At 64.0% G+C, this 18,874-nt stretch carries 20 protein-coding genes; 8 read left to right on the top strand and 12 right to left on the bottom strand.

The window, feature by feature from the left end; genetic code table 11:
- Positions 1–29 precede the first annotated feature (29 nt).
- The 3 genes from J1M81_RS00430 to J1M81_RS00420 are packed head-to-tail and all read right to left on the bottom strand — an operon-like array spanning position 30 to position 4,248.
- Positions 30–2,399 carry a lysylphosphatidylglycerol synthase transmembrane domain-containing protein gene (locus tag J1M81_RS00430; RefSeq protein WP_201010259.1) on the bottom strand — a complete coding sequence of 790 codons (2,370 nt, stop codon included), beginning with the start codon at positions 2,397–2,399 and terminating at the stop codon, positions 30–32.
- Positions 2,400–2,408: 9 nt separating this feature from the next.
- Positions 2,409–2,996, bottom strand: coding sequence for a GNAT family N-acetyltransferase (locus J1M81_RS00425; protein ID WP_206497443.1), 588 nt, complete (start codon positions 2,994–2,996; stop codon positions 2,409–2,411).
- Complete coding sequence (locus J1M81_RS00420) at positions 2,965–4,248, bottom strand: MFS transporter (protein ID WP_032367734.1); 1,284 nt, start codon at positions 4,246–4,248, stop codon at positions 2,965–2,967. The genes J1M81_RS00425 and J1M81_RS00420 overlap by 32 nt, the downstream gene beginning before the upstream one ends.
- A gap of 87 nt (positions 4,249–4,335) precedes the next feature.
- Here J1M81_RS00420 and J1M81_RS00415 point away from each other — a divergent pair, with 87 nt between their 5' ends.
- A complete protein-coding gene (locus tag J1M81_RS00415; RefSeq protein ID WP_027495157.1) occupies positions 4,336–4,650 on the top strand; it encodes a helix-turn-helix transcriptional regulator in 315 nt (104 codons plus the stop codon).
- Between the two features lie 34 nt (positions 4,651–4,684).
- Positions 4,685–5,854 carry a macrolide family glycosyltransferase gene (locus J1M81_RS00410; RefSeq protein ID WP_206497457.1) on the top strand — a complete coding sequence of 390 codons (1,170 nt, stop codon included), beginning with the start codon at positions 4,685–4,687 and terminating at the stop codon, positions 5,852–5,854.
- Here the strand turns inward: J1M81_RS00410 and J1M81_RS00405 are convergent.
- From J1M81_RS00405 to J1M81_RS00380, 6 genes are all read right to left on the bottom strand, one after another.
- Positions 5,847–6,305: a hypothetical protein gene (locus J1M81_RS00405; RefSeq protein ID WP_032373489.1), complete on the bottom strand. Its 459-nt coding sequence runs from the start codon at positions 6,303–6,305 to the stop codon at positions 5,847–5,849. The two genes, J1M81_RS00410 and J1M81_RS00405, sit on opposite strands and share 8 nt — an antisense overlap.
- 19 nt (positions 6,306–6,324) lie before the next feature.
- Positions 6,325–6,648, bottom strand: coding sequence for a hypothetical protein (locus tag J1M81_RS00400; protein ID WP_032369979.1), 324 nt, complete (start codon positions 6,646–6,648; stop codon positions 6,325–6,327).
- A gap of 57 nt (positions 6,649–6,705) precedes the next feature.
- Positions 6,706–7,449, bottom strand: a complete 744-nt coding sequence (locus J1M81_RS00395; protein WP_032367735.1) for an AIM24 family protein — start codon at positions 7,447–7,449, stop codon at positions 6,706–6,708.
- Positions 7,450–7,458: 9 nt separating this feature from the next.
- Complete coding sequence (locus tag J1M81_RS00390) at positions 7,459–8,136, bottom strand: AIM24 family protein (protein WP_027495162.1); 678 nt, start codon at positions 8,134–8,136, stop codon at positions 7,459–7,461.
- A gap of 1 nt (position 8,137) precedes the next feature.
- Positions 8,138–8,746, bottom strand: coding sequence for an AIM24 family protein (locus J1M81_RS00385; RefSeq protein ID WP_206497456.1), 609 nt, complete (start codon positions 8,744–8,746; stop codon positions 8,138–8,140).
- Between the two features lie 66 nt (positions 8,747–8,812).
- Positions 8,813–9,790, bottom strand: coding sequence for an LLM class F420-dependent oxidoreductase (locus J1M81_RS00380; RefSeq protein WP_032370057.1), 978 nt, complete (start codon positions 9,788–9,790; stop codon positions 8,813–8,815).
- A gap of 59 nt (positions 9,791–9,849) precedes the next feature.
- Between J1M81_RS00380 and J1M81_RS00375 the strand changes: the two genes are divergently transcribed.
- Positions 9,850–10,227, top strand: a complete 378-nt coding sequence (locus J1M81_RS00375; RefSeq protein ID WP_206497442.1) for a VOC family protein — start codon at positions 9,850–9,852, stop codon at positions 10,225–10,227.
- Between the two features lie 10 nt (positions 10,228–10,237).
- Here the strand turns inward: J1M81_RS00375 and J1M81_RS00370 are convergent, their stop codons facing one another.
- Together J1M81_RS00370 and J1M81_RS00365 are read right to left on the bottom strand one after the other, a co-directional pair.
- Positions 10,238–11,377, bottom strand: coding sequence for a S1C family serine protease (locus J1M81_RS00370; RefSeq protein WP_206497441.1), 1,140 nt, complete (start codon positions 11,375–11,377; stop codon positions 10,238–10,240).
- A 38-nt stretch (positions 11,378–11,415) separates the two neighbouring features.
- Positions 11,416–12,960 (bottom strand): metallophosphoesterase, encoded by a 1,545-nt coding sequence (locus tag J1M81_RS00365; RefSeq protein ID WP_206497440.1) that lies wholly within the window; start codon positions 12,958–12,960, stop codon positions 11,416–11,418.
- A gap of 69 nt (positions 12,961–13,029) precedes the next feature.
- On the opposite strand from J1M81_RS00365, the gene J1M81_RS00360 reads away from it, so the two are divergent.
- Entirely contained in the window at positions 13,030–13,863 is an 834-nt protein-coding gene (locus J1M81_RS00360) for a DUF72 domain-containing protein (RefSeq protein ID WP_032373493.1), read from the top strand.
- A 48-nt stretch (positions 13,864–13,911) separates the two neighbouring features.
- Here the strand turns inward: J1M81_RS00360 and J1M81_RS26760 are convergent, their stop codons facing one another.
- The gene (locus J1M81_RS26760) at positions 13,912–14,712 is read right to left on the bottom strand and encodes an IclR family transcriptional regulator (protein ID WP_032373494.1); all 801 of its coding nucleotides are present in this window, start codon (positions 14,710–14,712) and stop codon (positions 13,912–13,914) included.
- 149 nt (positions 14,713–14,861) lie between these two features.
- Between J1M81_RS26760 and J1M81_RS00350 the strand changes: the two genes are divergently transcribed.
- Genes J1M81_RS00350 through J1M81_RS00335 form a run of 4 tightly spaced genes read left to right on the top strand, consistent with a single transcriptional unit; the run spans position 14,862 to position 18,848 of the window.
- Complete coding sequence (locus J1M81_RS00350; RefSeq protein WP_032373624.1) at positions 14,862–15,722, top strand: oxaloacetate decarboxylase; 861 nt, start codon at positions 14,862–14,864, stop codon at positions 15,720–15,722.
- Complete coding sequence (locus J1M81_RS00345; RefSeq protein ID WP_371828224.1) at positions 15,719–16,984, top strand: aconitase family protein; 1,266 nt, start codon at positions 15,719–15,721, stop codon at positions 16,982–16,984. The genes J1M81_RS00350 and J1M81_RS00345 overlap by 4 nt, the downstream gene beginning before the upstream one ends.
- The gene (locus J1M81_RS00340; RefSeq protein WP_206497439.1) at positions 16,981–17,532 is read left to right on the top strand and encodes a 3-isopropylmalate dehydratase; all 552 of its coding nucleotides are present in this window, start codon (positions 16,981–16,983) and stop codon (positions 17,530–17,532) included. Before J1M81_RS00345 ends, J1M81_RS00340 begins: the two co-directional genes overlap by 4 nt.
- The gene (locus J1M81_RS00335; RefSeq protein WP_032389364.1) at positions 17,529–18,848 is read left to right on the top strand and encodes an MFS transporter; all 1,320 of its coding nucleotides are present in this window, start codon (positions 17,529–17,531) and stop codon (positions 18,846–18,848) included. The genes J1M81_RS00340 and J1M81_RS00335 overlap by 4 nt, the downstream gene beginning before the upstream one ends.
- The last annotated feature ends 26 nt before the right edge of the window (positions 18,849–18,874 follow it).

The raw sequence follows: 18,874 nt of genomic DNA, 5'->3' as shown, positions 1-18,874 counted from the left end.
ACCTGGTCCCGTAGTGGGGATACAGCCGTTCAGACCATGTCGTGCTTGGTGAGCCAGCGCAACGTCGGCCAGCCGAGAAACACCGGTAACCAGCAGGTCAGTACGCGATAGAGCAGCACGGACGGGACTGCGATGGAGGCGGGGAGGCCGAACGCGGCAAGCCCGCCGATGAGGGCTGCTTCCACGGCCCCCACACCGCCCGGCGTCGGGGCGGCCGAGGCCAATGTTCCACCGATCATCGTCACCACTGTCACCGTCACGAACGTCGTTCCGCCGCCGAACGCCTCGACACTCGCCCACAGGGCGAGCGCAGCACCCAAAGTGGTTGCGGCGCAACCCAAGATGATGATCGAGAACCGTTTCGGGTCGCGGGCGAGTTCGCCGAGCTCGGTGAGCACTTCGGCAACCTGGGGCCGGACGGCCACTTTCAGCCACAGTCGCAGCTTGGGCACGAACATGAAGGTCCCGACGACTCCGAATGCGACGCCGGCGATGAGGTACAGCACGGTGTTGCCCGGCACCATGTTGGACAGCCCCGACGACGTTCCGGCGACGACGCTGAAGAAGATCAACAGGCTGACATGGGTGATCACCTGAACCGACTGTTGCAGTGCCACAGCGGCCGTCGCGCGGACGGTACCCAATCCACCCTTCTGCAGAAAGCGAACGCTCAGGGCCAGGCCACCGACGCCCGCAGGTGTCGTGGTCGCGGCAAAAGTATTCGCTACCTGCATGATCGTCAGATTCCTGAAGCTGACCTTGCCGAATGCGCAGGCCCACAATGCGGCACCCGCACCGATGTAGGTCAGTGCGGAAACGGCCAGACCGAGCAGTGCCCACCACCAGTCGACCGAGCCCAATTCGACGACGAACGCGGGAACTGCACTGATGAACGGGTATGCGACGTAGACCAATCCGATCAGCAACACGAGCGAGATGATCTGGTTGCGGCTGAATCGAGTCACCTGCTCGGCCTCGATCCTCGCGGCACCGGTCTGATCGAGGACTTCGAGCCGGACGGACTTCATCGTCTTTCCTGCATCGGCGACCGACTGGCGCACCCGAAGGGGGATGGCGGACTTGGTCAATCGACCGGACGCCGCGATCACGACGTCGATTCCCAGTACCTCGACGGCCCTGGCCACGGCGCGATGGGAGCCGAAAAGGTCTGCGGTGGTGAGTAACAGCTGTGCGACGTCGGATTGCATCTGGGCGTCCGACGCGCCGAGTTCTGCGTGCCCGAACCCGCAGAACAGTGCCGCGCCGTCGTGGAGCCGCAGTTCACCCCGATGCAGGTCACCGTGCGAGATCTGATTCTCGTGCAACGTGTTCAGAGCCGACCAGAGAGCTCTGAGCGCGGCATCGTCGAGCTCGGCCTCGATGGGGTCGCCGATGGGCTGGCTGTGCGCGTACAACGTCCAGCCGCGGTCGAGTGCTGCTACCGCCAACGGGTGGCTGCCTGCGGCATTCATACTCTTGATGGCCAGGCCCATCAACGCGCGATGCTCGACGGCGCGGCGCATGGACGCGTGCAACGGCGCTGTCTCGCTGCCGCGGCGGGTGATCCATCGCCAGAACTGGCGCAGCGCACCGCCACTGCGTTGGTTCTGTCCGTAGAGTTCGACCACCACATCGGCGTCCGGGGTGTGTGCGTTCAGCACCAACGGGCCCGGGCCTGCGGGGCGCACGACGGTGAAGCTGCGGACGTCGACGCCCCGGCTGCGGAACAGGCGCACGGCCGCGTCGAGTGGAACCTCCAGTGCCGGGGTGCCGACCAGCAGCACGATGATCGCACCGACGAGCCAACCGACGGCCAGCCCGAGCAGCGAACGGGCCGGGACCACCGTGGACACGACCAGGTGTATCGGTACGAAGGCGAGCAACAGTGCCCACCATGCTCGACGCCACCGCGCGGGCAGGCCCGGGCCCGACACCGTGAGCGCCGCGGCGAGCATGGCGATCCAGCGCGAATCGTCGAGGAATTGCGACAGGAACGTGTCGAGTCGCTCGGGCACGTCCAGGTCCCACGTCGGAGTCGAGATTCCGGTACCGGTGATGGACAGAGCCAGCGCGGCGATCAGAGCTGCTGCCGCATACCCGGCCAACAGTTTCCATTTGCGTCCGGCGATCAGCCCGATCAACACTCCGAACGGGAGGGCGAGGATCGCGACGCCGTAGACGATGTAGACGGCGTTGGACTGATCGGGGCTGAGCACGCCGACGATGTTGGACACCGATTGTTCGAGTGCGTCCCACTGATTTCGAGTGATGAGCGAGCCGGCGATGACCAAGCTCAAGAACACCGAGGCGGCAACGACCCGAATGATGTCACTGGTTCTTCTCACCAGCGGCTGCAGCAGGTTTCCCGCTACGGGAACGTCCCGCCCATCCACGCGCATGGGCTCAACTTACCGTGCGGTACGTCGACGGAGTTCGTTGCGCACGGCGGGCCATTCGGATTCGATGATCGAGAACACGACGGTGTCGCGCAGTGAACCGTCGGCCATGCGTTGGTGATTGCGCAGAATGCCGTCCTGCTTGGCTCCGAGTTTCGCGATGGCCGTCCGCGATTGGAGGTTCATCCAGTGGGTGCGGAATTCCACCGCGATACAACCGAGTTCCTCGAAAGCGTGCGTCAGCAACAGCAGTTTGCTCGACGCGTTGGTACCGGTTCCGTGGGCGGAGCGCGCATTCCAGGTGTACCCGATCTCGACGCGACGGTTGTTCGCATCGACGTTGCAGAAGGTCGTCGCGCCGAGAATCTGGCCGGTATCGTTGCGCCGCAAAGTGAATGGAAGCATGGTTCCCGCGTCGAGCAGTCCCAGCCGGCGATCGATCTCTGCGGCCATGTCTTCCGGTTTCGGAACGCTCGTGTACCAGAGGTTCCAGAGCTCGCCGTCGCGGGCGGCATCGCGCAGCCCCTCGAGGTGATCGCGGCTCAGCGGCTCGAGTGTCACGAGGTCGTCAGTGAGGGTCACCGGTTGCAGAAAGGACATTGGCCGACGATACGTCCCGGCGTGGTGTTCGCAACAGTGAGAAGATCACCGCCGCGGTCACGACGAGAGCTACGACGACGATCGACACGACCTCGGTGTAGGCGTGCGCGTAGGCGTCGGCAAATCCGGGGCGTCCGGCTGCCGCGGCGTCGGCGTCGGCTCGGTCGGGTAGCTCGCCGCGGACCAGGACGGTCAACAACCAGGCATATCCGGCCACCATCAGGGCCTCGCTGCCGATGCGAAACAGGTTCAGCACGCCTGCCGCGGTACCGCTGCTGTGCGGCGGCACCGCAGCCAGTGCCTCGCCGTCCACCAAGCCGATCGGGAGTCCGAATCCGAGCCCCAATGCGATCATCGGGACCACGACGGCACCGAGCGGGACACCTGGTTGCAGCGCCAACATGCCCAGATTGCCGAGGACGAGGCAGCCGAGGCTGACCAGCACGACGCGAGTGGGGGTGACGGCGTCGAACATGCGGCTCAGGCGGGCAACGGTCAGCGGAGCGAGCAGAACGGGGACGGTCATGGCCAGCATGAACACTCCGGCAAGCCCCGGCGTCAGCGACGCGACAGCGCTCAGCGCAGCGGGCAGATACGTGAGCAGCGTGACGAATCCGATGGCCCCGGCCACCGGAACGAGGCACAGGGCCAGGAATCTCCGGTTGCGCAGTAGCGAGAAATCGAGCAGGCGGTGCGCCGTCGATTCGGTTCGCAGAGTCGGCAGAGCGACAGTTCCGATGGCCGCCGCAGCCAGGACGACCGCCTGGGCGGCGAACACGCCCCGCCACTCGAACGCCGCGACGAGCAGCCCGGAGATGGTGGGCCCGAGTGCCAGACCGAGACCGTTCACGGTGCCGAACAGTGCGAACGCGGTTGCTCTGGCCGTGCCGTGGAAGTGAAGCGAAAGAATGGAAGTGGAGCCCACCAGAACTGCTGCGGCTCCGATGCCCGCGAACACCCGCGCGACATCGAGTAGGTACAACGACGGCGCGACGGCGCTGACCGCACTCGCGACGGCCGTCAGCACGACCCCGATGCGGAACGACGTGCGGTGACCGATTCGGTCCGACACTGCGCCCCAGACGACGGTGAACAGCGCGAACGCGATGTTGAAGCCGTTGACGACCCACTGCAGAGGCGTCGGATCGGTGCCGAGGTCGCCGGCGATAACCGGAAGGGCGAGTGCAGTACCCGAGATGGACATCGGTACGACGAATTGAGCCGCGAGTACGACCGGTAGCACTGCCTTCATGTGTCCCCCTGAACCTTAGGTACGATGGTTCTCGTACTAGACCAGGTTTCAAGGTACGGCGCAAGTCGTACCTTGTAGGAGGAGCGCATGGCAGACAAGGACGGGCATCCCGAGCCCGAGGAAATGCAACTGGGTGCGGTGATGTCCGCGTTGGCCGATCCGTTGCGTCGCCAGGTGGTCACCGAACTCGTCGGCGACGACGACGGGGCCGAGCGGACGTGTATGTCGTTCGAGCTCGGTGTCACCAAATCGACTTTGACGCACCATTTTCGAGTGCTACGCGAGGCAGGCCTGGTGTTTCAGGTCGATCGCGGAAACAGTCGCAAAGTGACGCTGCGTCGCCACGAGCTCGAAGAGCGATTCCCCGGTCTGCTCGATCTGATCGCCAACGAAAACCGGTAGCCCCGCGCCCACTTCGCGTCCTACGGTGAGCGGCATGCACTTCGCGATGATCGGCACGACGGCACCGAGTCACATCTACCCCTCGCTCGCCGTCGTCGCCGAATTGGTCCGACGCGGGCATCGCGTCACCTATGCCGTCGGCGAGTCGTTGCGGCACCTGGTCGAACCCGCTGGAGTGGAGGTGGTGGCGTTCCCCTCGATACTTCCCGACGGGGAGGGCTCCTGGCCGGACGACCCGGCGTCGGCGATGCAGGTGTTCCTCGACGAAGCGATCGCGTCCTTTCCCGTGCTCACCGCGTTCTACGACGACGATCAGCCGGATGTGATCCTCTACGACATCGGCGGCCTGACCGCCCCGATTCTCGGCGTCCGGTACGGCGTGACGGCCGTGCAGCTCTCCCCCACGTACGTCGCCTGGGACGGCTACGTCGAGGATCTCGGTGACGGGATGACCTCAATCCGCGAGTCGACAACCGGCGTTGCGTATTGCGATACCTATGCGACCTGGTTGCGAGAGAACGACATCGACGCAGACCCGTGGGATTGGATCACGTACCCGGAACACTGCCTGTCGTTGATCCCGAAAGTGATGCAGCCGAACGCCGATCGAGTCCCCAGCTCGGTGCAGTTCGTCGGCCCATGTCTCGATCCGGTGCGACTGCACGACCGATCGTGGTCCGCGTCCGAGGGGCCCGTTCTCTACGTATCGTTCGGCACCGGGTACAACGAACGCCCCGACTTCTACCGGCTGTGCATCGAGACGTTCGCGAACACGGACTGGCACGTGGTGATCTCCATCGGCCGTCGCGTCGACCCCGCCGTACTTGGGGATCTATCCGCGAATGTCGAGGTCCACGAACATGTTCCGCAGCTCGCGGTGCTCGACGCCGCCACCGTGTTCGTCACCCACGCCGGAATGGGTGGGTGCACCGAAGCCCTGTGGTTCGGCGTACCGACAGTTGCCCTACCGCAGGCGGTCGACCAATTCGGCAACGCGGCGATGCTCACCGAACTCGGGGTGGGAGTGCACGTCGACTTCGACGGGGTGACGGCGACAGGACTGCGCCACGCCGTCGAACAAGCCCGGGGACTCGCGCCGCGCGCACGCGAGATCAGCGCCGAGGTACGTGCGCACGGCGGCGTCGACCAGGCCGCGAATGCGATCGAAGCATTCGGCGTCGATGCCGGCGGAGCGGCTACGTAGCCAGCGTCGCCAATTCCTCGAACGTCTCGGCGTACGTGTCGCGGACCTGATCCCAGGAAGCCGTCATGTCCACACTCTCCGGACCGGCGATCGGCAGCGCATAGCCGTACTGCGAGCGCGGCACCGGGCTACCGGGCAGAACGAGTACCTGCGTGAATGCCGCAGAATCGGGGTTGAACGTCAGAGTGTGCGAGGCGACGTTGCGTCCCCAATCCTCCGACGGCCACGACAGGAAGATCACGTGCCGAGGACTCTCGGCGGGGTCGGTGTACGAGACGTAGCTGCCGTAATGGTCTTCTCCCGGAGACATGATCTTGTACGCGCCGTTGTCGGTGTAGATCAACAACGCCTCGGCGAACGGCTTCTGATCGAACAGTGCGGTGTACCTCAGCGCCTGAACGAACACGGGCCGGCCCAACGGAATCGAGATTGCATCCTGCTGTGTAGTCACGAGAATCAAAGGTACCGATTCAGTCCTCGAGAACGCTGACGCTCACGCCGTAGGGCAGGAAACGAACCCGTCGACGCGGGTCGGTGTTGTCCTTGTGTGCCCGCAACGCATCGAGTTCGGTGGCGTAGAGCTGATCGATCTGCGCCGAGCCGGCATCGTCGACGCTGTAGATCGCCCAGACGCCATCACCCTTCTGGCCTGTGGTTTCCGGCTCCGGCGGGGCTTTGGGTGCTCCCGTGTTGGCGAACAGCGAACCGACGACCTCGCGCAGGCCCTCGGTTGCTTCACGCGCGAACTTGTCGAAGTCGTCGGATCCGAATCCGAAGGGTCCCTGGTTGGCCATGGCGCTACCTCCTGAGTGAAACTCCAGTATGCGCGTTTTCTCCGAATGGGCGAGAAGCTACTGCTGCAGTCGGGCCCCGATGGTGTTGTGCAGAGCCCGCAGTGAGTTCTGGCCGAGCGAGACCGTCTGAGATTCGATGTGTCGCAACAGGTGGGTGTCGTTCAAAACCTTCTCGCTCGACTGGATCAGCACGGTGCCGGCGCCGGTAAAATCGAACTGACGCTCTTCGCCACTGTTAGCCCCGAGGAATCCGCGCGCGGCGCCGAGGAAGTTCTGCATCCAGGCGGCATCGAAGTGATGCGACGGCGACGGGCAATCCGCCCAACCGACAAGAGCTTCCGGGTCGATGCGTAGTGGCGGCTCGGCGAACATGACCGTGCCGTTGGACGAGGCCAAGAACTTGCCGGTACCGAGCAGGGTCAGGAAGCCGGGCACGATGGACTGCTTGAGGTCCAGAGTCGGCTCGAAAGCCAGCAGATTCGCGGCTCGGATCGTCAGGTTGCCGTCGTCGAGGTCGTAGCTGTTGATGTTGAACCCGCGATCGCCGAGGATCAGCTTGCCCTGCCCCTGCGCCAGCACCCAGTCGTTCGAGTACAGCGGCGACGAGAACCGCGCCGCCACGATGGCGGGCATGGACGTCTGCCCGAGCGGTTCGAAGCGAACATTGCCGTAGTACGCGATCATCGCGCCCTTCGACGTGAACCACGGCTGGCCTGCGAGTTCGACGCAGAACGCGTAATCGTTGCCGGGGACGTTGTCGTTGACCGGCAGGGTGTACGGGGTGTGAATCTCCAAACTCATTGCCGCTCCCTAGAACTTCTGCTCGGACGCCTGCACCCACACGGTGCCCATGCCGGTCATCTTCAACTGAATCGCCTCGCCGCTGCCCTTGCCGACGGCGTCACGCCAACCGACGTTGGCGGAGATGTCGACGTTGATGTTGCCGATATGGCAGACGTACGCCTGCGGATCGACCACGACCATGGGGTTGTTGGGCCCGACCTGCAGCGGAGTCGCGCCGCCGTGCGAGAGGACCGCGACGCTGCCCTGGCCGGTGAGTTGCGTCGTGAACAGACCCTGCCCGGTCATGGCACCGCGCACTGCTCCGCGAACGCCGCCCTGGGAGGTGAGCGCAACGATGGAACTCTGCAGGTAGCCGTCGTGCACCAGGAGCCGGTCGGCCTCCACGGTGAGCATGGACGAGCCGTCGAGATGGATCACTTCGACGTACAGCCCGGCGTGGCCGTAGAAGACCTCGCCCTGACCCTCGGCGGCCATCATCGCCACGTGCTCGCCTGCCATCATGCGGCCGGCCATCCCCGCGACGCCGCTCATGCCGGGCATGGCACCCGCGCCGCCGCCCATGGAATGCGGGACGAACCGGACGTCGCCGGTGTAGTAGAGCATCGATCCGCGTCGAGCGAGCACGCTCTGATTCGGTGCCAGAACGGATTTGACGACTTTGCTGTTGACGAGTTCGAGCGGCACGTCAGCGCTCCTCGGGTTGGATGTAGACGACACCCTGGCCGTCGAAGCGGAGGGAGAACGCCTCGCCACTGCCGCCGCCGATGGCGGAGCGCCACGTGACGTCGGTGACGAAACTCTGGTTGAGCTGTCCGCGATGGGCGACGAAGGCATCGGGGTCGACGACGAGCGGATACTGCGGATCGACGGCGAGCGCGATGATCGGCCCACCCTTCGACAGCAATGCCACCGTCCCCGAGCCGTTCACGACTGTGGTGAACAGTCCCTGCCCCGACGTCGCACCACGAAGGCCGGAGAACTTCACGTCCGTCTTCAATTGACCTGTGAGAGCAAGTAATTGAGACGATTCGACGTGCAGGTTGTCGCCTTGCACCTCGACGAGAGTGATGTCCTGGGCGTCGACCGCGAAGTACACGGTGCCTTTGCCGGACACGTCCATCAGCGACAACGACTCGCCGGTCACCTTTTGTTTGAGCGCGGCGCGGAAACCGCCGCCGCCGCCCATGCCTGCGCTCTTGAAGGCGACATCGCCTTCGTAAGCAACCATCGAACCCGACATCGCGCGCAGAGAGTCACCGGTCAGGTCTGCGACCAAAACACGGTGCCCGTTCATCCTCAGCTGAGCCACGGGGGAACTATGCCACCGCTCGCGCCCCCGCGGCTACTGCTGGAGAAAAATCTAGACGAGCGGCTTCAGAGCCTTGCCCGCCAATTCGACGGCACCGGGCTGATGTCCGTTGGTGATCAGGTTGATGATGACGCCGTCGATGCCCTGATCGAGGACGCGCTTCTGCACCTGCTCGGCGACGTCGTCGGGGGTTCCGCAGAAGTGGCGATCGGTGGCCTTCGCTGCGTCCTCCTCGGAGAGATTCGTCAGATCGAGGCCCTGCTTCAGCACGAACTCCCGCTGCAACTCCTTGGCCTTGTCGCCGTCCTCGTCGATGATGACGAAGGCGAGGAAGCTCGTCTCGAGATCCTTCGGATCGCGGTCGACTTCCTCGCAACGAGCCTGAACGGCCGCCATCTTGCGGGGCAGTTCGTTTGCGTCGCAGATGATGTTGAGGTGATCGGCGAACTGTGCGGCCAGGCCGAAGGTCTTCTTCTCGCCGCCACCGCCGAGCATGATCGGCAGGTCATCTCGGATGCGGGGCTCGTTCATGGCGTTCTCGACCTGGTACCACAGGCCGTCGAACGTGGGACGCCGGCCGCGCAGCATGGGTTCGATGATCTGCAGGGCCTCGTCGAGGCGCTCGAAGCGGTCGGTGAACGTACCGAATTCCAGTCCGAAGCTCTGGTGCTCGAGTTCGTACCAGCCGGCACCGATACCGAGAATGGCCCGGCCGCCGCTGACGACGTCGAGGGTGGTGACGGTCTTGGCCAGGATCGCCGGGTTGCGATACGTGTTGCCGGTGACCAAGGCGGAGAGCTGGATGGTGTCGGTGGCCGTCGCGAGCGCCGACAGGGCGGAGTAGGCCTCGAGCATCGGCTCGTCGGGCTTCCCGATTCCGGGGAGTTGGTAGAAGTGATCCATCACGAATGCAGTGTCGAACCCGGCCGCTTCGGCCTCGCGCGCCTGCGCGATGACCTGGGGAAAGAGTTCCGCGACCGAACCGTCGTAGCTGAAGTTGGGCATCTGGTAACCGAGGCGAATAGTCACGGGAGCCACGCTACTCGGATATCGGCCCACGGCACGTGGGAGAGCGCGATAATTCGTCCATGACCACCATCGATCTGGCCCGAGCACCGTTCTCCGGATTTGCCGTCGACGACCTGCCTGCAGCCCGCACGTTCTACGCGGACACCCTCGGTCTCGAGGTGACCGAGAACGAGATGGGGATGCTCGAACTTCACCTGGGAGCTGCGGCGGTACTGATCTATCCCCGTCCCGGTCACGTGCCGGCGCAGTACACCATCCTCAACTTCCCGGTGGCCGACATCGAGGCCGCAGTCGATGCATTGATGGCCAAAGGGGTGGTTTTCCAACAGTATCCGGATATGGGGACCGACGAGAAAGGAATCTTCCGGCACGGCGGACCGCTCATCGCCTGGTTCACCGATCCGGCGGGCAACGTGTTGTCGGTGCTGCAGGACTGAACTCGACCGCTCAGGCAGTCGGGGTTCCTTCGGCCAAAGCTGCTGTTGCGGAACGTCGTACGCCCTGAGGATCGACCCACTCGACGACGGCGACATCACCGGGGTGTCGTCCGATGAGTGCCTGGGCCAGATCCGACGACGAACCGACATCGGCACCGTCGAAGGCGACGATCACATCGTCGCCGGACAGTCCGATTGCCGAGGCCGGAGAATCGGTAGCCACCGTCACCACCTCGGCACCCATCGCCGGCTTGTTGTCGAACACGGACACATCTCGCACCGACACCCCGAAGTACGGGGTCCGGCCCACATGAACCGTCCCGCCGGACTGCCCCGCGACGACCTGATCGAGCACGGCAGCAGCCTCCGTGATCGGAACCGCATACGCCTCGGGGGCCTGCGGAGGCCTGCTCTCGGAGCCGGTGCGCGCCTCGTCCGACAGCCCCGCTGTATTGACGCCCACCACGCGACCCCAGGCATCGAACAGTGGGCCACCCGAATCACCCGCTCGCACATCGGCATCGACTCGAATCATCCGATCCAGAGTGTTCCGCGAACCGTCCACCGAACTACGGGTACGCACCTGCTGATCCAGAGCCGTCACCGCACCCGGCGCAGGCACCAGAACACCTGCGCCGGCAGCATTCCCGACGGCAGTGACCGCATCCCCCACCTCGGGAGGTGAGTCCGGAGCGAACTCGACCACCGGCAGGTCGGCCGCGGAAATCAACTGCATGACCGCCAGATCACGAGATTTGTCGTAACCGAGCACGGTGGCGTCGTAGATCAGTCCGTTGCCCATGTGCACCGCGCTGATCTCGGTCGCGTTTTCGACGACGTGGAAGTTGGTGAGCACCAGGCCGTCCGGGGCGACGACGAAGCCGGTACCTGCGACGCCAGAGTAGCCGGCGGTGGCGGAGATCGTGACGACGGTGGGGTTCACTCGCGCCGAGAGGTCCTCGAGAGTGAGCGGTGGCGGCTCGACGACGGGGACGGACGTGACCGCGGGGGCCTGCAGCTGGACGTCGGTGCCGACAATCCCGGGACTCAGCATTCCGGGACTCAGTACTCCGGGACTCAGCGGCGTGGCGAGGAACCAGACACCGGCGGCGACCAGCGTCAGTACCCACGCTCGCCCACCCGACTGCATGAAAATCGATTATGGTCCGATGCCGAGCGCCGTGCCAGTCAGTCTGCGATCACCGCTCGGGGAACGTCGGCGCGCAACGTGAAGTCGGTGACGAATTCGCCGTCCTCGGGGCCGTATCGATTCTTGATGTCGTAGCTCTCGACGTCGAACGCGTCGAGTGACGGCGAATGGGTGGTGACGGCCATCGAGCCGCCGTCGATGTCGAACTGGAGCAGACGTTGGAAGCCGGTACTGCGTTCGCCGTCGACCTCGAAGTACTGGTAGTCGGCCAGCAGTTGCACGACGGTGCGGTCGGTCTCTCCCACGTGCTCGTCGACGACCGCGACCTGGCCGTCGACGTGCCCGGACAGGACGAGGAAGACGGTCTCGTGTGGAACGACCAGTCGATTCCAGATCTGTTGGCCGGAGCTCGACCCGATGTCGCCGAACCCCATCAGTTTCTTCTCGCCGAGTTCGTCGAGGTAGTAGTGCGTGCCGATGACGACATTGCGGTCGGGGTTCTCGTCGAGAACTCCCTCGGCCCACTGCATGACCTTTTCCGGCGGGTTGTAGCCGATGTACAGCATCAAGAACTTTGCTCCGGCAATATCGACCAGGTCGTAGTGCGCCGAATTGTCCTCGTCGGTGAACGAACCGCCCCAATAGGGTTGATCCCGATAACGCTGAGGGCCGAAGTACTCGTTGTAGAGCGCGTGGTTCTTCTCGTGCTCCCCCGGGACCAATTTGCCCGCAACGTTCCAGATGTTGTCGTGGTTACCGGGCAGAACCCCGTGGGCGATGCCGGCATCCTCGAGGATCTGCATCGATTCGCTGGCGGCCTCGAACTCCTTGCGCGCCTGAGTATCCGGACGCCCCGGGCTGATCCAGCTCTGAATCAGGTCGCCGGTGTGCATGCTGTAGTCGATCTTCAGCTCGTCGGCGTTGTCGGCGGTCCACTGCGTCATCTCCGAATACACACCGGGATCGTCGCGGGCTATGTACTGCGTGTCGGTGATGTGCTGAAGCGCGAAATCGTACGTGCTCGGATCGGCGAAGCTGCTGTCGGGGCGCGCGTTGGTCTCGGCGAACGAACGATCCGCTCGGGGACTGTCGATGACCAGTACTTCGACAGTGCCTCTCTCGGTGGAGATCTCGGCACCCAATTCCACCGAACCGCCGGGCGCAACCGGGTCGGCCGTCGCAATGGCCGGACCCCACGTGTTGCCCGACTCGTTCCACACATGCAACGCCAGATCGTTCGTGTTCACCGATCTGCCCGACCATGTCAGTGTCGCCGTGTCCGTACCGGGCGCGAACGTAGCGGTGTAGCGGAGGTAGGGGTATTCGTCCCACCCCGAGGTACGCATCTCCGTCGTCGACGACTCGACACCGACCTCGTGAGTCGGCGGATTCGGCGCGTCTGCGACACCCGCGACCATGGACGTGGTGATCGCCGCGGGCACCGTCGTCAAACCGATCCCCGGTACCGCAGCCGCCTGGCGAGGCGTCGGCTGGTCGCGGCGCTCGGCAGCCGCATCGGCACCGGTGAGGGCAAGCAGCGCACAGGTCAGCGCCAGGGAGCCGAATGCCGATGGGCGCTTCATACCATCGAGGTTACCGATACCAGCGCCAGAGCCGCGGAAACCGCTGGGCTGCCCGGCTACAGTCGGCTCATGTCCGCGCAGCATCGCCCTCGGGTTCTGATCGGTATCTCCGGCTGGACGTACGCGCCGTGGCGAGGGGATTTCTACCCGAGCGGTCTCGCGCATCGCAAGGAACTCGGGTACGCGTCCGAGCACCTGACGTCGATCGAGATCAACGGCACGTTCTACGCGATGCAAAAGCCGTCGAGCTTCACCAAGTGGCACGACGAAACTCCCGACGACTTCGTGTTCTCCATCAAGGGTGGGCGGTACGTCACGCACATCAAGCGGCTCGTCGGCGTCGAGTCGGCATTGGCGAACTTCTTCGCCACCGGGGTCCTCACCCTCGGTGACAAGCTGGGGCCATTCTTGTGGCAGCTCCCACCCAATCTCGAGTTCGACGCGCAGAAGATGACGGACTTCTGCGCCCTGTTGCCCAGAACTGTGTCTGCTGCAGTGACTTTGGCGGAGTCGCGGGACGACAAACTGGCCGAGGATCGAGTGCTGTTGCCGGCTGCGTCGTCTCGGCCACTGCGGCACTGTATCGAAGCCAGGCATGCAAGCTTCGCCTCCGACGAGGCAGTGGAACTGTTGCGCAAGAACGATATTGCGATCGTGGTTGCCGACACCGCCGGAAAGTACCCGTATATCGACACCCCCACAGCGGATTTCATGTACGCGCGACTGCACGGAGACGAAGAGTTGTACGCCAGCGGCTACACCGACGACGCTCTCGATCGATGGGCAACCAAGATCTCCGAGTGGACGTCGGCGGGCCGGGACGTCTTCGTGTACTTCGACAACGACATCAAGGGCTACGCACCCTTCGATGCCATGAAACTCATCGAGCGCGTCGGTAGCTGAGTATTCGTCTCTCTAGGATCGAAGTTAGAGGAGCGAATACTCGTGTAGCTACTGACTCGATGCAGGTAGAGCCTCTGCGACACGTGAAAGGCTGCGCGCCGCCGCGAGAATCGTCTCCACCTTGTCCGTCAAGGCGTCGCCCTCGAATGTCTCCACGCGGCCACCGACGCTGATCGACGCGACGACCACCCCGTCGCGTCCGAGAATCGGTGCGCCCACCGCCGCGACGCCGGCCAGGTAGTCGGAGTTGCTCAGCGCGTATCCCTGCGTTCGGATCCGGTCGAGATGATCCATCAACTGGTCTGGTGACGTCAGTGTTCGGCTCGTGTATGCAGCAAGCTCTCCGCCGAGCCAGCGGTCGCGAATGCGAGCGGAGAACGCGAGCATCGCCATCGGACCGGCCGTGGCGTGATACGGAAGAACGGATCCAATCGAAATACCCGCTACCACAAGGGGATTGCTGCCCTCGTGGCGGTCGATGCATACCGCGCCCTCGTCAGCGGGAACCATCAGATAGGCTGTGTCGCCGAACTTTTCGGCGATCTCGGACAGGTACGGCTGGGCGGCACCGCGGATGTCGAGCTGTGTCAACGCGGACGATCCGATCTCGAACACCGGCATGGCGATCCGGTACGAACCCTCCGCCGTTCTGTCCACCCAGCCGGCATGGATCAACGTCGTCATCAGACGATGCACGGTCGTCTTGTTCATTCGACTCGCCGCCGTCAGGTCGTTCAGCGTCCATACAGGATGCGTCGTGTCGAAATGGTCGAGCAGAGCGCATGCCTTCACGACGGCACCGACGATATCGCGGCCGGCTTGGGCGTCGGACTCGGTGGGAACTGCCACGAGTTGTTCCTTCCGGTCGGGTGGAGCGTCGTCGCCATCCTACGAACCGACGCGCGATGCGCTATCGATCCACGGGTATTGACTTGTGATCCGAGCCACTCTAAATTCGGAAGGCGTTCCGCAATACGAAACGGAGAGTGCTCGTGACGATGACTTTGAGAGGCCTGACCGAACAAGGCCTGGTGTATGCGCCCGGCGTCTGGGACGGGTTGACGGCCAAGCTGGCCGAGCAGGCGGGCTTCTCGGCGCTGTGCGCGTCCGGCTTCGCCGTATCGGCTGCGCTCGGACTGCCCGACGCCGAGCTCTACACGATGACCGAGAACCTGCAGGCCGTCCGGACCATTCGCGAGGCATCGTCTCTGCCCCTCGTCGCGGACATCGACACGGGCTACGGAAACGCCGTCAACGCCGCGCGCACCGCGACCCGGTTCGCCGAGGCCGGTGTCCATGGTGTGTTCATGGAGGACCAGCTGTCGCCGAAGAAATGCCCGATCTGCGTCGGCGAGCCGGTGGACTTGATCTCCGTCGAGGAGGCGTCGGGCAAGGTTCGGGCGGTGCGTGATTCCATGCCGGACGACGTTCTGCTCATCGCACGCACCGACGCACGTGGCGACGAGGCGATCATGCGCGCACAGGCCTACGTCGACGCCGGAGCCGACATGATCATGCCGGTGACGAAGACGTTCGAGACCGTCGAGCAGTGGGAGAACTGTCACCGAGCGGTCGGGGTTCCGCTGATGGCCACGCTCACCGCGTCGACCTGGACCGAGCGGGAGTTCACTCCGGAGGTTCTGGCACAGATCGGAGTGCGGCTGGCCCTGCTGCCCACTCAGGTGCTGATGGCCGCAACCGGTGCCGCACGCGAGACTCTGCGTCGCCTGGCCGCAGGCGAAGCTCCCGCCGACGTCAGTGCCGACGCGCTGCAGCACCACGAGTTCGTGGACCTCATCGGTTTTCCCGAAGTCGAAGCGCAGCAGCGTAAGTACCTTCCTGCAGAGGCGAACCGATGACATCGGCCGCGTTCACGATGGTCGAGAAGATCCTCGGTAGGACCTGTGGCGGTGATCCAGTGCGTGCCGGTGAGAACCACGCGGTACGACCGGCTCGGATGATCGCGTACGACTTTCCCGGGTACACCGATGTGATGTTCCGGCAGATGCGCGACGACTTCGGTATCACCTCACTCGAGGACCCGTCTCGGTACGTCGTCTTCATCGATCACATGTTGACCAAGCGCAACGACCGGGAACAAGAAGTACACCAGGTCACCCGAGAGTGGTGCGAGTACTACGGAATCGAGTTGCACGAGGGCCGCGGCATCGGGCACCAACTCACCGCCGAACTCGGTTTGGCCATCCCCGGTGACTTCCTCGTCCACTTCGACGGCCACATCAGCGGAATCGGGGCGTTCGGTGCGTTGGGCTGGGGTATCCGCCGAGATCTGATCGAGGCATGGGTGACTGGCCAACTCTACGTGGATATTCCAGCGACGACGCGGTTCGACCTGTACGGAGAATTCGCGCCGGGGGTGGACAGCCGCGATCTGGTGCACACCATCATCGACCTCGTCGGGGCCGACGGGTGCGCACACCAGGTGATGGAATTCGGTGGCCCCGGTGCCCGGTCGATGAAAATCGATCACCGGCAGGGATTGTGCGGCATGGCGATGTTCACCGGAGCCGTGTCCGCGATATTCGAACCGGACGAGACCTCACTCGCCTACGCCAACGATGTTGCGCGACAGTCGTTCACACCGGTCCACCCTGACTCCGATGCGACCTACGCAGCCCGGCACACCATCGACCTCGCCCAGATCGTGCCGCAGGTCGTGCAGCCCGGCTCGGCGCGTGCAGCCAACACCCACACAGCAGCCGAACTCGCCGGCACTCCGATCACCAAGGCGTTCATCGGATCCTGTGCCAGTGGACGAATCGAGGATCTGCGGGCCGCGGCACTCGTGCTCGACGGACGCACCGTGGCTCCCGGTGTGGAGCTCAATGTCGTGCCCACGTCGCAGAAGGTGCACGATCAGGCCGAGCGAGAGGGGCTGCTCGACGTACTGCGCGCGGCGGGTGCGCACATTGCAGTGTCGAGCTGCGACTTCTGTTTCGGCTATCAGAAGCCGTTGGCGGCGGGCGAGAATTGCATATCCACCGGCGTGCTCAACATCTCCGGCCGGATGGGTAGCTCGGACGCCAACATCTACATGGGTTCTCCGTACACCGTCGCCGCCAGCGCGCTGGCCGGCACGATCCAGCAGGTGGGATCGTGAGCGCCTACCCACCCCCGCCCGACGTCATCTCCGGCCGAGTTGCCTGGGTCTTCGGCGACGACTTCGACATCGATCTCGTTGTCGGCGTTGCGAATATCAAGTCGTACGATCCCGAACACCTGAGGTCGGTCTGCATGACCGCATACGATCCGGGTTTCGTCGATCGTGTTCGGCCGGGCGACATCATCGTCGGCGGCCGCAACTTCGGGTACGGTCACCCGCACTATCCGCCGATGGTGGCTCTGCGCAACGCCGGTATCCAGGCCATCGTGGCCGAGTCGTTCTCGCCGGGATTCTGGCGCGGAGAGACATTCAACGGAGTACCCCTCATCACCATTCCGGAAGTCTCCGGCGCGGTCGTCACCGGTGATGCCGTCGAACTCGATTGGCGACGAGCAGCATTGACCATCGCCGATGGTCGATCCCTGGTGGGTAGTGCGCCCAGCCCTCGTACTGTCGCAGTCATCGAGGCCGGCGGATCGTACGAACTACTTCTGGCCGAACACCGAAGCAAGCAACCACTCACAGGACAGGGAACAGCGCGATGACGAACGTCGACCAGCCTTCTGCGGTCACCAGCGCACCGAAAGCCGACACCACCACCGCGCGCCGTGCCGCGCTCGCCGGTGGCGTCGGCACGCTCATCGAGTATTACGACTTCGCCGTCTACGGATTTCTCGCCGTAGTCATTGCGCCACTGTTCTTTCCGTCCACGAGCCCCGGCGTGTCCATCCTCGCGACCCTGGCGGTATTCGGAGTCGCATACGTCGCACGTCCGCTCGGAGGCATCTTCTTCGGCCGCCTCGGCGACAGAAAGGGCCGTCGGCAGGCTCTGGTCGTGACAGTGGTCTGTATGGGTATCGCGTGTGGAGTCCTGGGAATGCTGCCCACACATTCGAGTGTGGGCGTACTGGCACCGATTCTGCTCGTTGTCATCCGACTCGCCCAAGGATTCTCTGCAGGAGGTGAAATCGGCGGTGCAGCAACCTATATCGCAGAGTCTGCACCGCCGAACCGTCGCGGCTTCTTCGGGTCGTTCACGCCGATCGGTTCCACCCTCGGATTCGCGGTCGCCGCAGCCGTGGTCGGAGTGGTCGCCCTCATCACCACCGACGACCAGATGTCGTCGTGGGGCTGGCGCATTCCGTTCCTGCTTGCACTTCCCCTCGCTCTGGTCTGTCTGCGAGTGCGGCTGAAGCTCGAAGACAGCCCGGAGTTCGAGGAAATGGCGGCGAAGAACGAGGTTGCGAAAAGCCCGTTGAGCGATGTCGTGAAGAAGCAGCCGTGGTCGGTGCTACGTGTCGTCGGAATTGCGATCGCTATGAACGGATCCGGTTACATCGGTCTGACGTACTTCAGCGTGTACCTGATCAACGACCTCGGATTCTCCAAGGACTCGGTCTACTGGACATCCGCGATCGCAATTGCGTTGGCCTGTGCAACCTTCCCGCTCAGCGGCATGCTCACCGACAGATTCGGGCGCAAACCGGTACTGCTCAGCGGCTACGTTGCGTATGTCGTCATTGCGTTGCCGGTGTTCATGATCCTCGGCGCGACGTCGTCGATCATCGTGGTGGGCTGTGTGTACTTCGTCTACATGGTTCTCAACGGAGTCGTGCAGGTACCCGCGTTCCCACTGTTCACCGAGCTTTTTCCGCGGGCGGTTCGATACACCGGAGTGTCGTTGGGCTTCAACATCGGGACCATCGCCGCAGGCGGAACTGCACCGTACGTCGCCGCTCAACTGGTGGAGTCGACCGGCAACGCCATGTCACCCGCCTACTGGGTCATGGGTGTCTGCGTGATCGGCGTACTCACGGTGCTGACCATCAAGGAAACCGGACGCGAGAAACTCCCGGTGTAGTGCGTCGTAGATGCCGGCCGTAGTTC

This window comes from Rhodococcus sp. KRD175 (assembly GCF_017168275.1).
In the GTDB taxonomy this organism is placed as follows: domain Bacteria; phylum Actinomycetota; class Actinomycetes; order Mycobacteriales; family Mycobacteriaceae; genus Rhodococcoides; species Rhodococcoides fascians.
The sequence above is the reverse complement of the archived record's forward strand: the minus strand, read 5'-3'. Positions and strand labels throughout refer to the sequence as shown.

What these genes read in the sequence shown, in the direction of transcription:
- J1M81_RS00400 (WP_032369979.1), bottom strand. Translation starts at nt 6,648, where the DNA reads ATGGCCAACCAGGGACCCTTCGGATTCGGATCCGACGACTTCGACAAG.
- J1M81_RS00410 (WP_206497457.1), top strand. Translation starts at nt 4,685, where the DNA reads ATGCACTTCGCGATGATCGGCACGACGGCACCGAGTCACATCTACCCC.
- J1M81_RS00375 (WP_206497442.1), top strand. Translation starts at nt 9,850, where the DNA reads ATGACCACCATCGATCTGGCCCGAGCACCGTTCTCCGGATTTGCCGTC.
- J1M81_RS00365 (WP_206497440.1), bottom strand. Translation starts at nt 12,960, where the DNA reads ATGAAGCGCCCATCGGCATTCGGCTCCCTGGCGCTGACCTGTGCGCTG.
- J1M81_RS00395 (WP_032367735.1), bottom strand. Translation starts at nt 7,449, where the DNA reads ATGAGTTTGGAGATTCACACCCCGTACACCCTGCCGGTCAACGACAAC.
- J1M81_RS00350 (WP_032373624.1), top strand. Translation starts at nt 14,862, where the DNA reads ATGACTTTGAGAGGCCTGACCGAACAAGGCCTGGTGTATGCGCCCGGC.
- J1M81_RS00430 (WP_201010259.1), bottom strand. Translation starts at nt 2,399, where the DNA reads ATGCGCGTGGATGGGCGGGACGTTCCCGTAGCGGGAAACCTGCTGCAG.
- J1M81_RS00415 (WP_027495157.1), top strand. Translation starts at nt 4,336, where the DNA reads ATGGCAGACAAGGACGGGCATCCCGAGCCCGAGGAAATGCAACTGGGT.
- J1M81_RS00360 (WP_032373493.1), top strand. Translation starts at nt 13,030, where the DNA reads ATGTCCGCGCAGCATCGCCCTCGGGTTCTGATCGGTATCTCCGGCTGG.
- J1M81_RS00420 (WP_032367734.1), bottom strand. Translation starts at nt 4,248, where the DNA reads ATGAAGGCAGTGCTACCGGTCGTACTCGCGGCTCAATTCGTCGTACCG.
- J1M81_RS00425 (WP_206497443.1), bottom strand. Translation starts at nt 2,996, where the DNA reads ATGTCCTTTCTGCAACCGGTGACCCTCACTGACGACCTCGTGACACTC.
- J1M81_RS00385 (WP_206497456.1), bottom strand. Translation starts at nt 8,746, where the DNA reads ATGAACGGGCACCGTGTTTTGGTCGCAGACCTGACCGGTGACTCTCTG.
- J1M81_RS00370 (WP_206497441.1), bottom strand. Translation starts at nt 11,377, where the DNA reads ATGCAGTCGGGTGGGCGAGCGTGGGTACTGACGCTGGTCGCCGCCGGT.
- J1M81_RS00335 (WP_032389364.1), top strand. Translation starts at nt 17,529, where the DNA reads ATGACGAACGTCGACCAGCCTTCTGCGGTCACCAGCGCACCGAAAGCC.
- J1M81_RS00345 (WP_371828224.1), top strand. Translation starts at nt 15,719, where the DNA reads ATGACATCGGCCGCGTTCACGATGGTCGAGAAGATCCTCGGTAGGACC.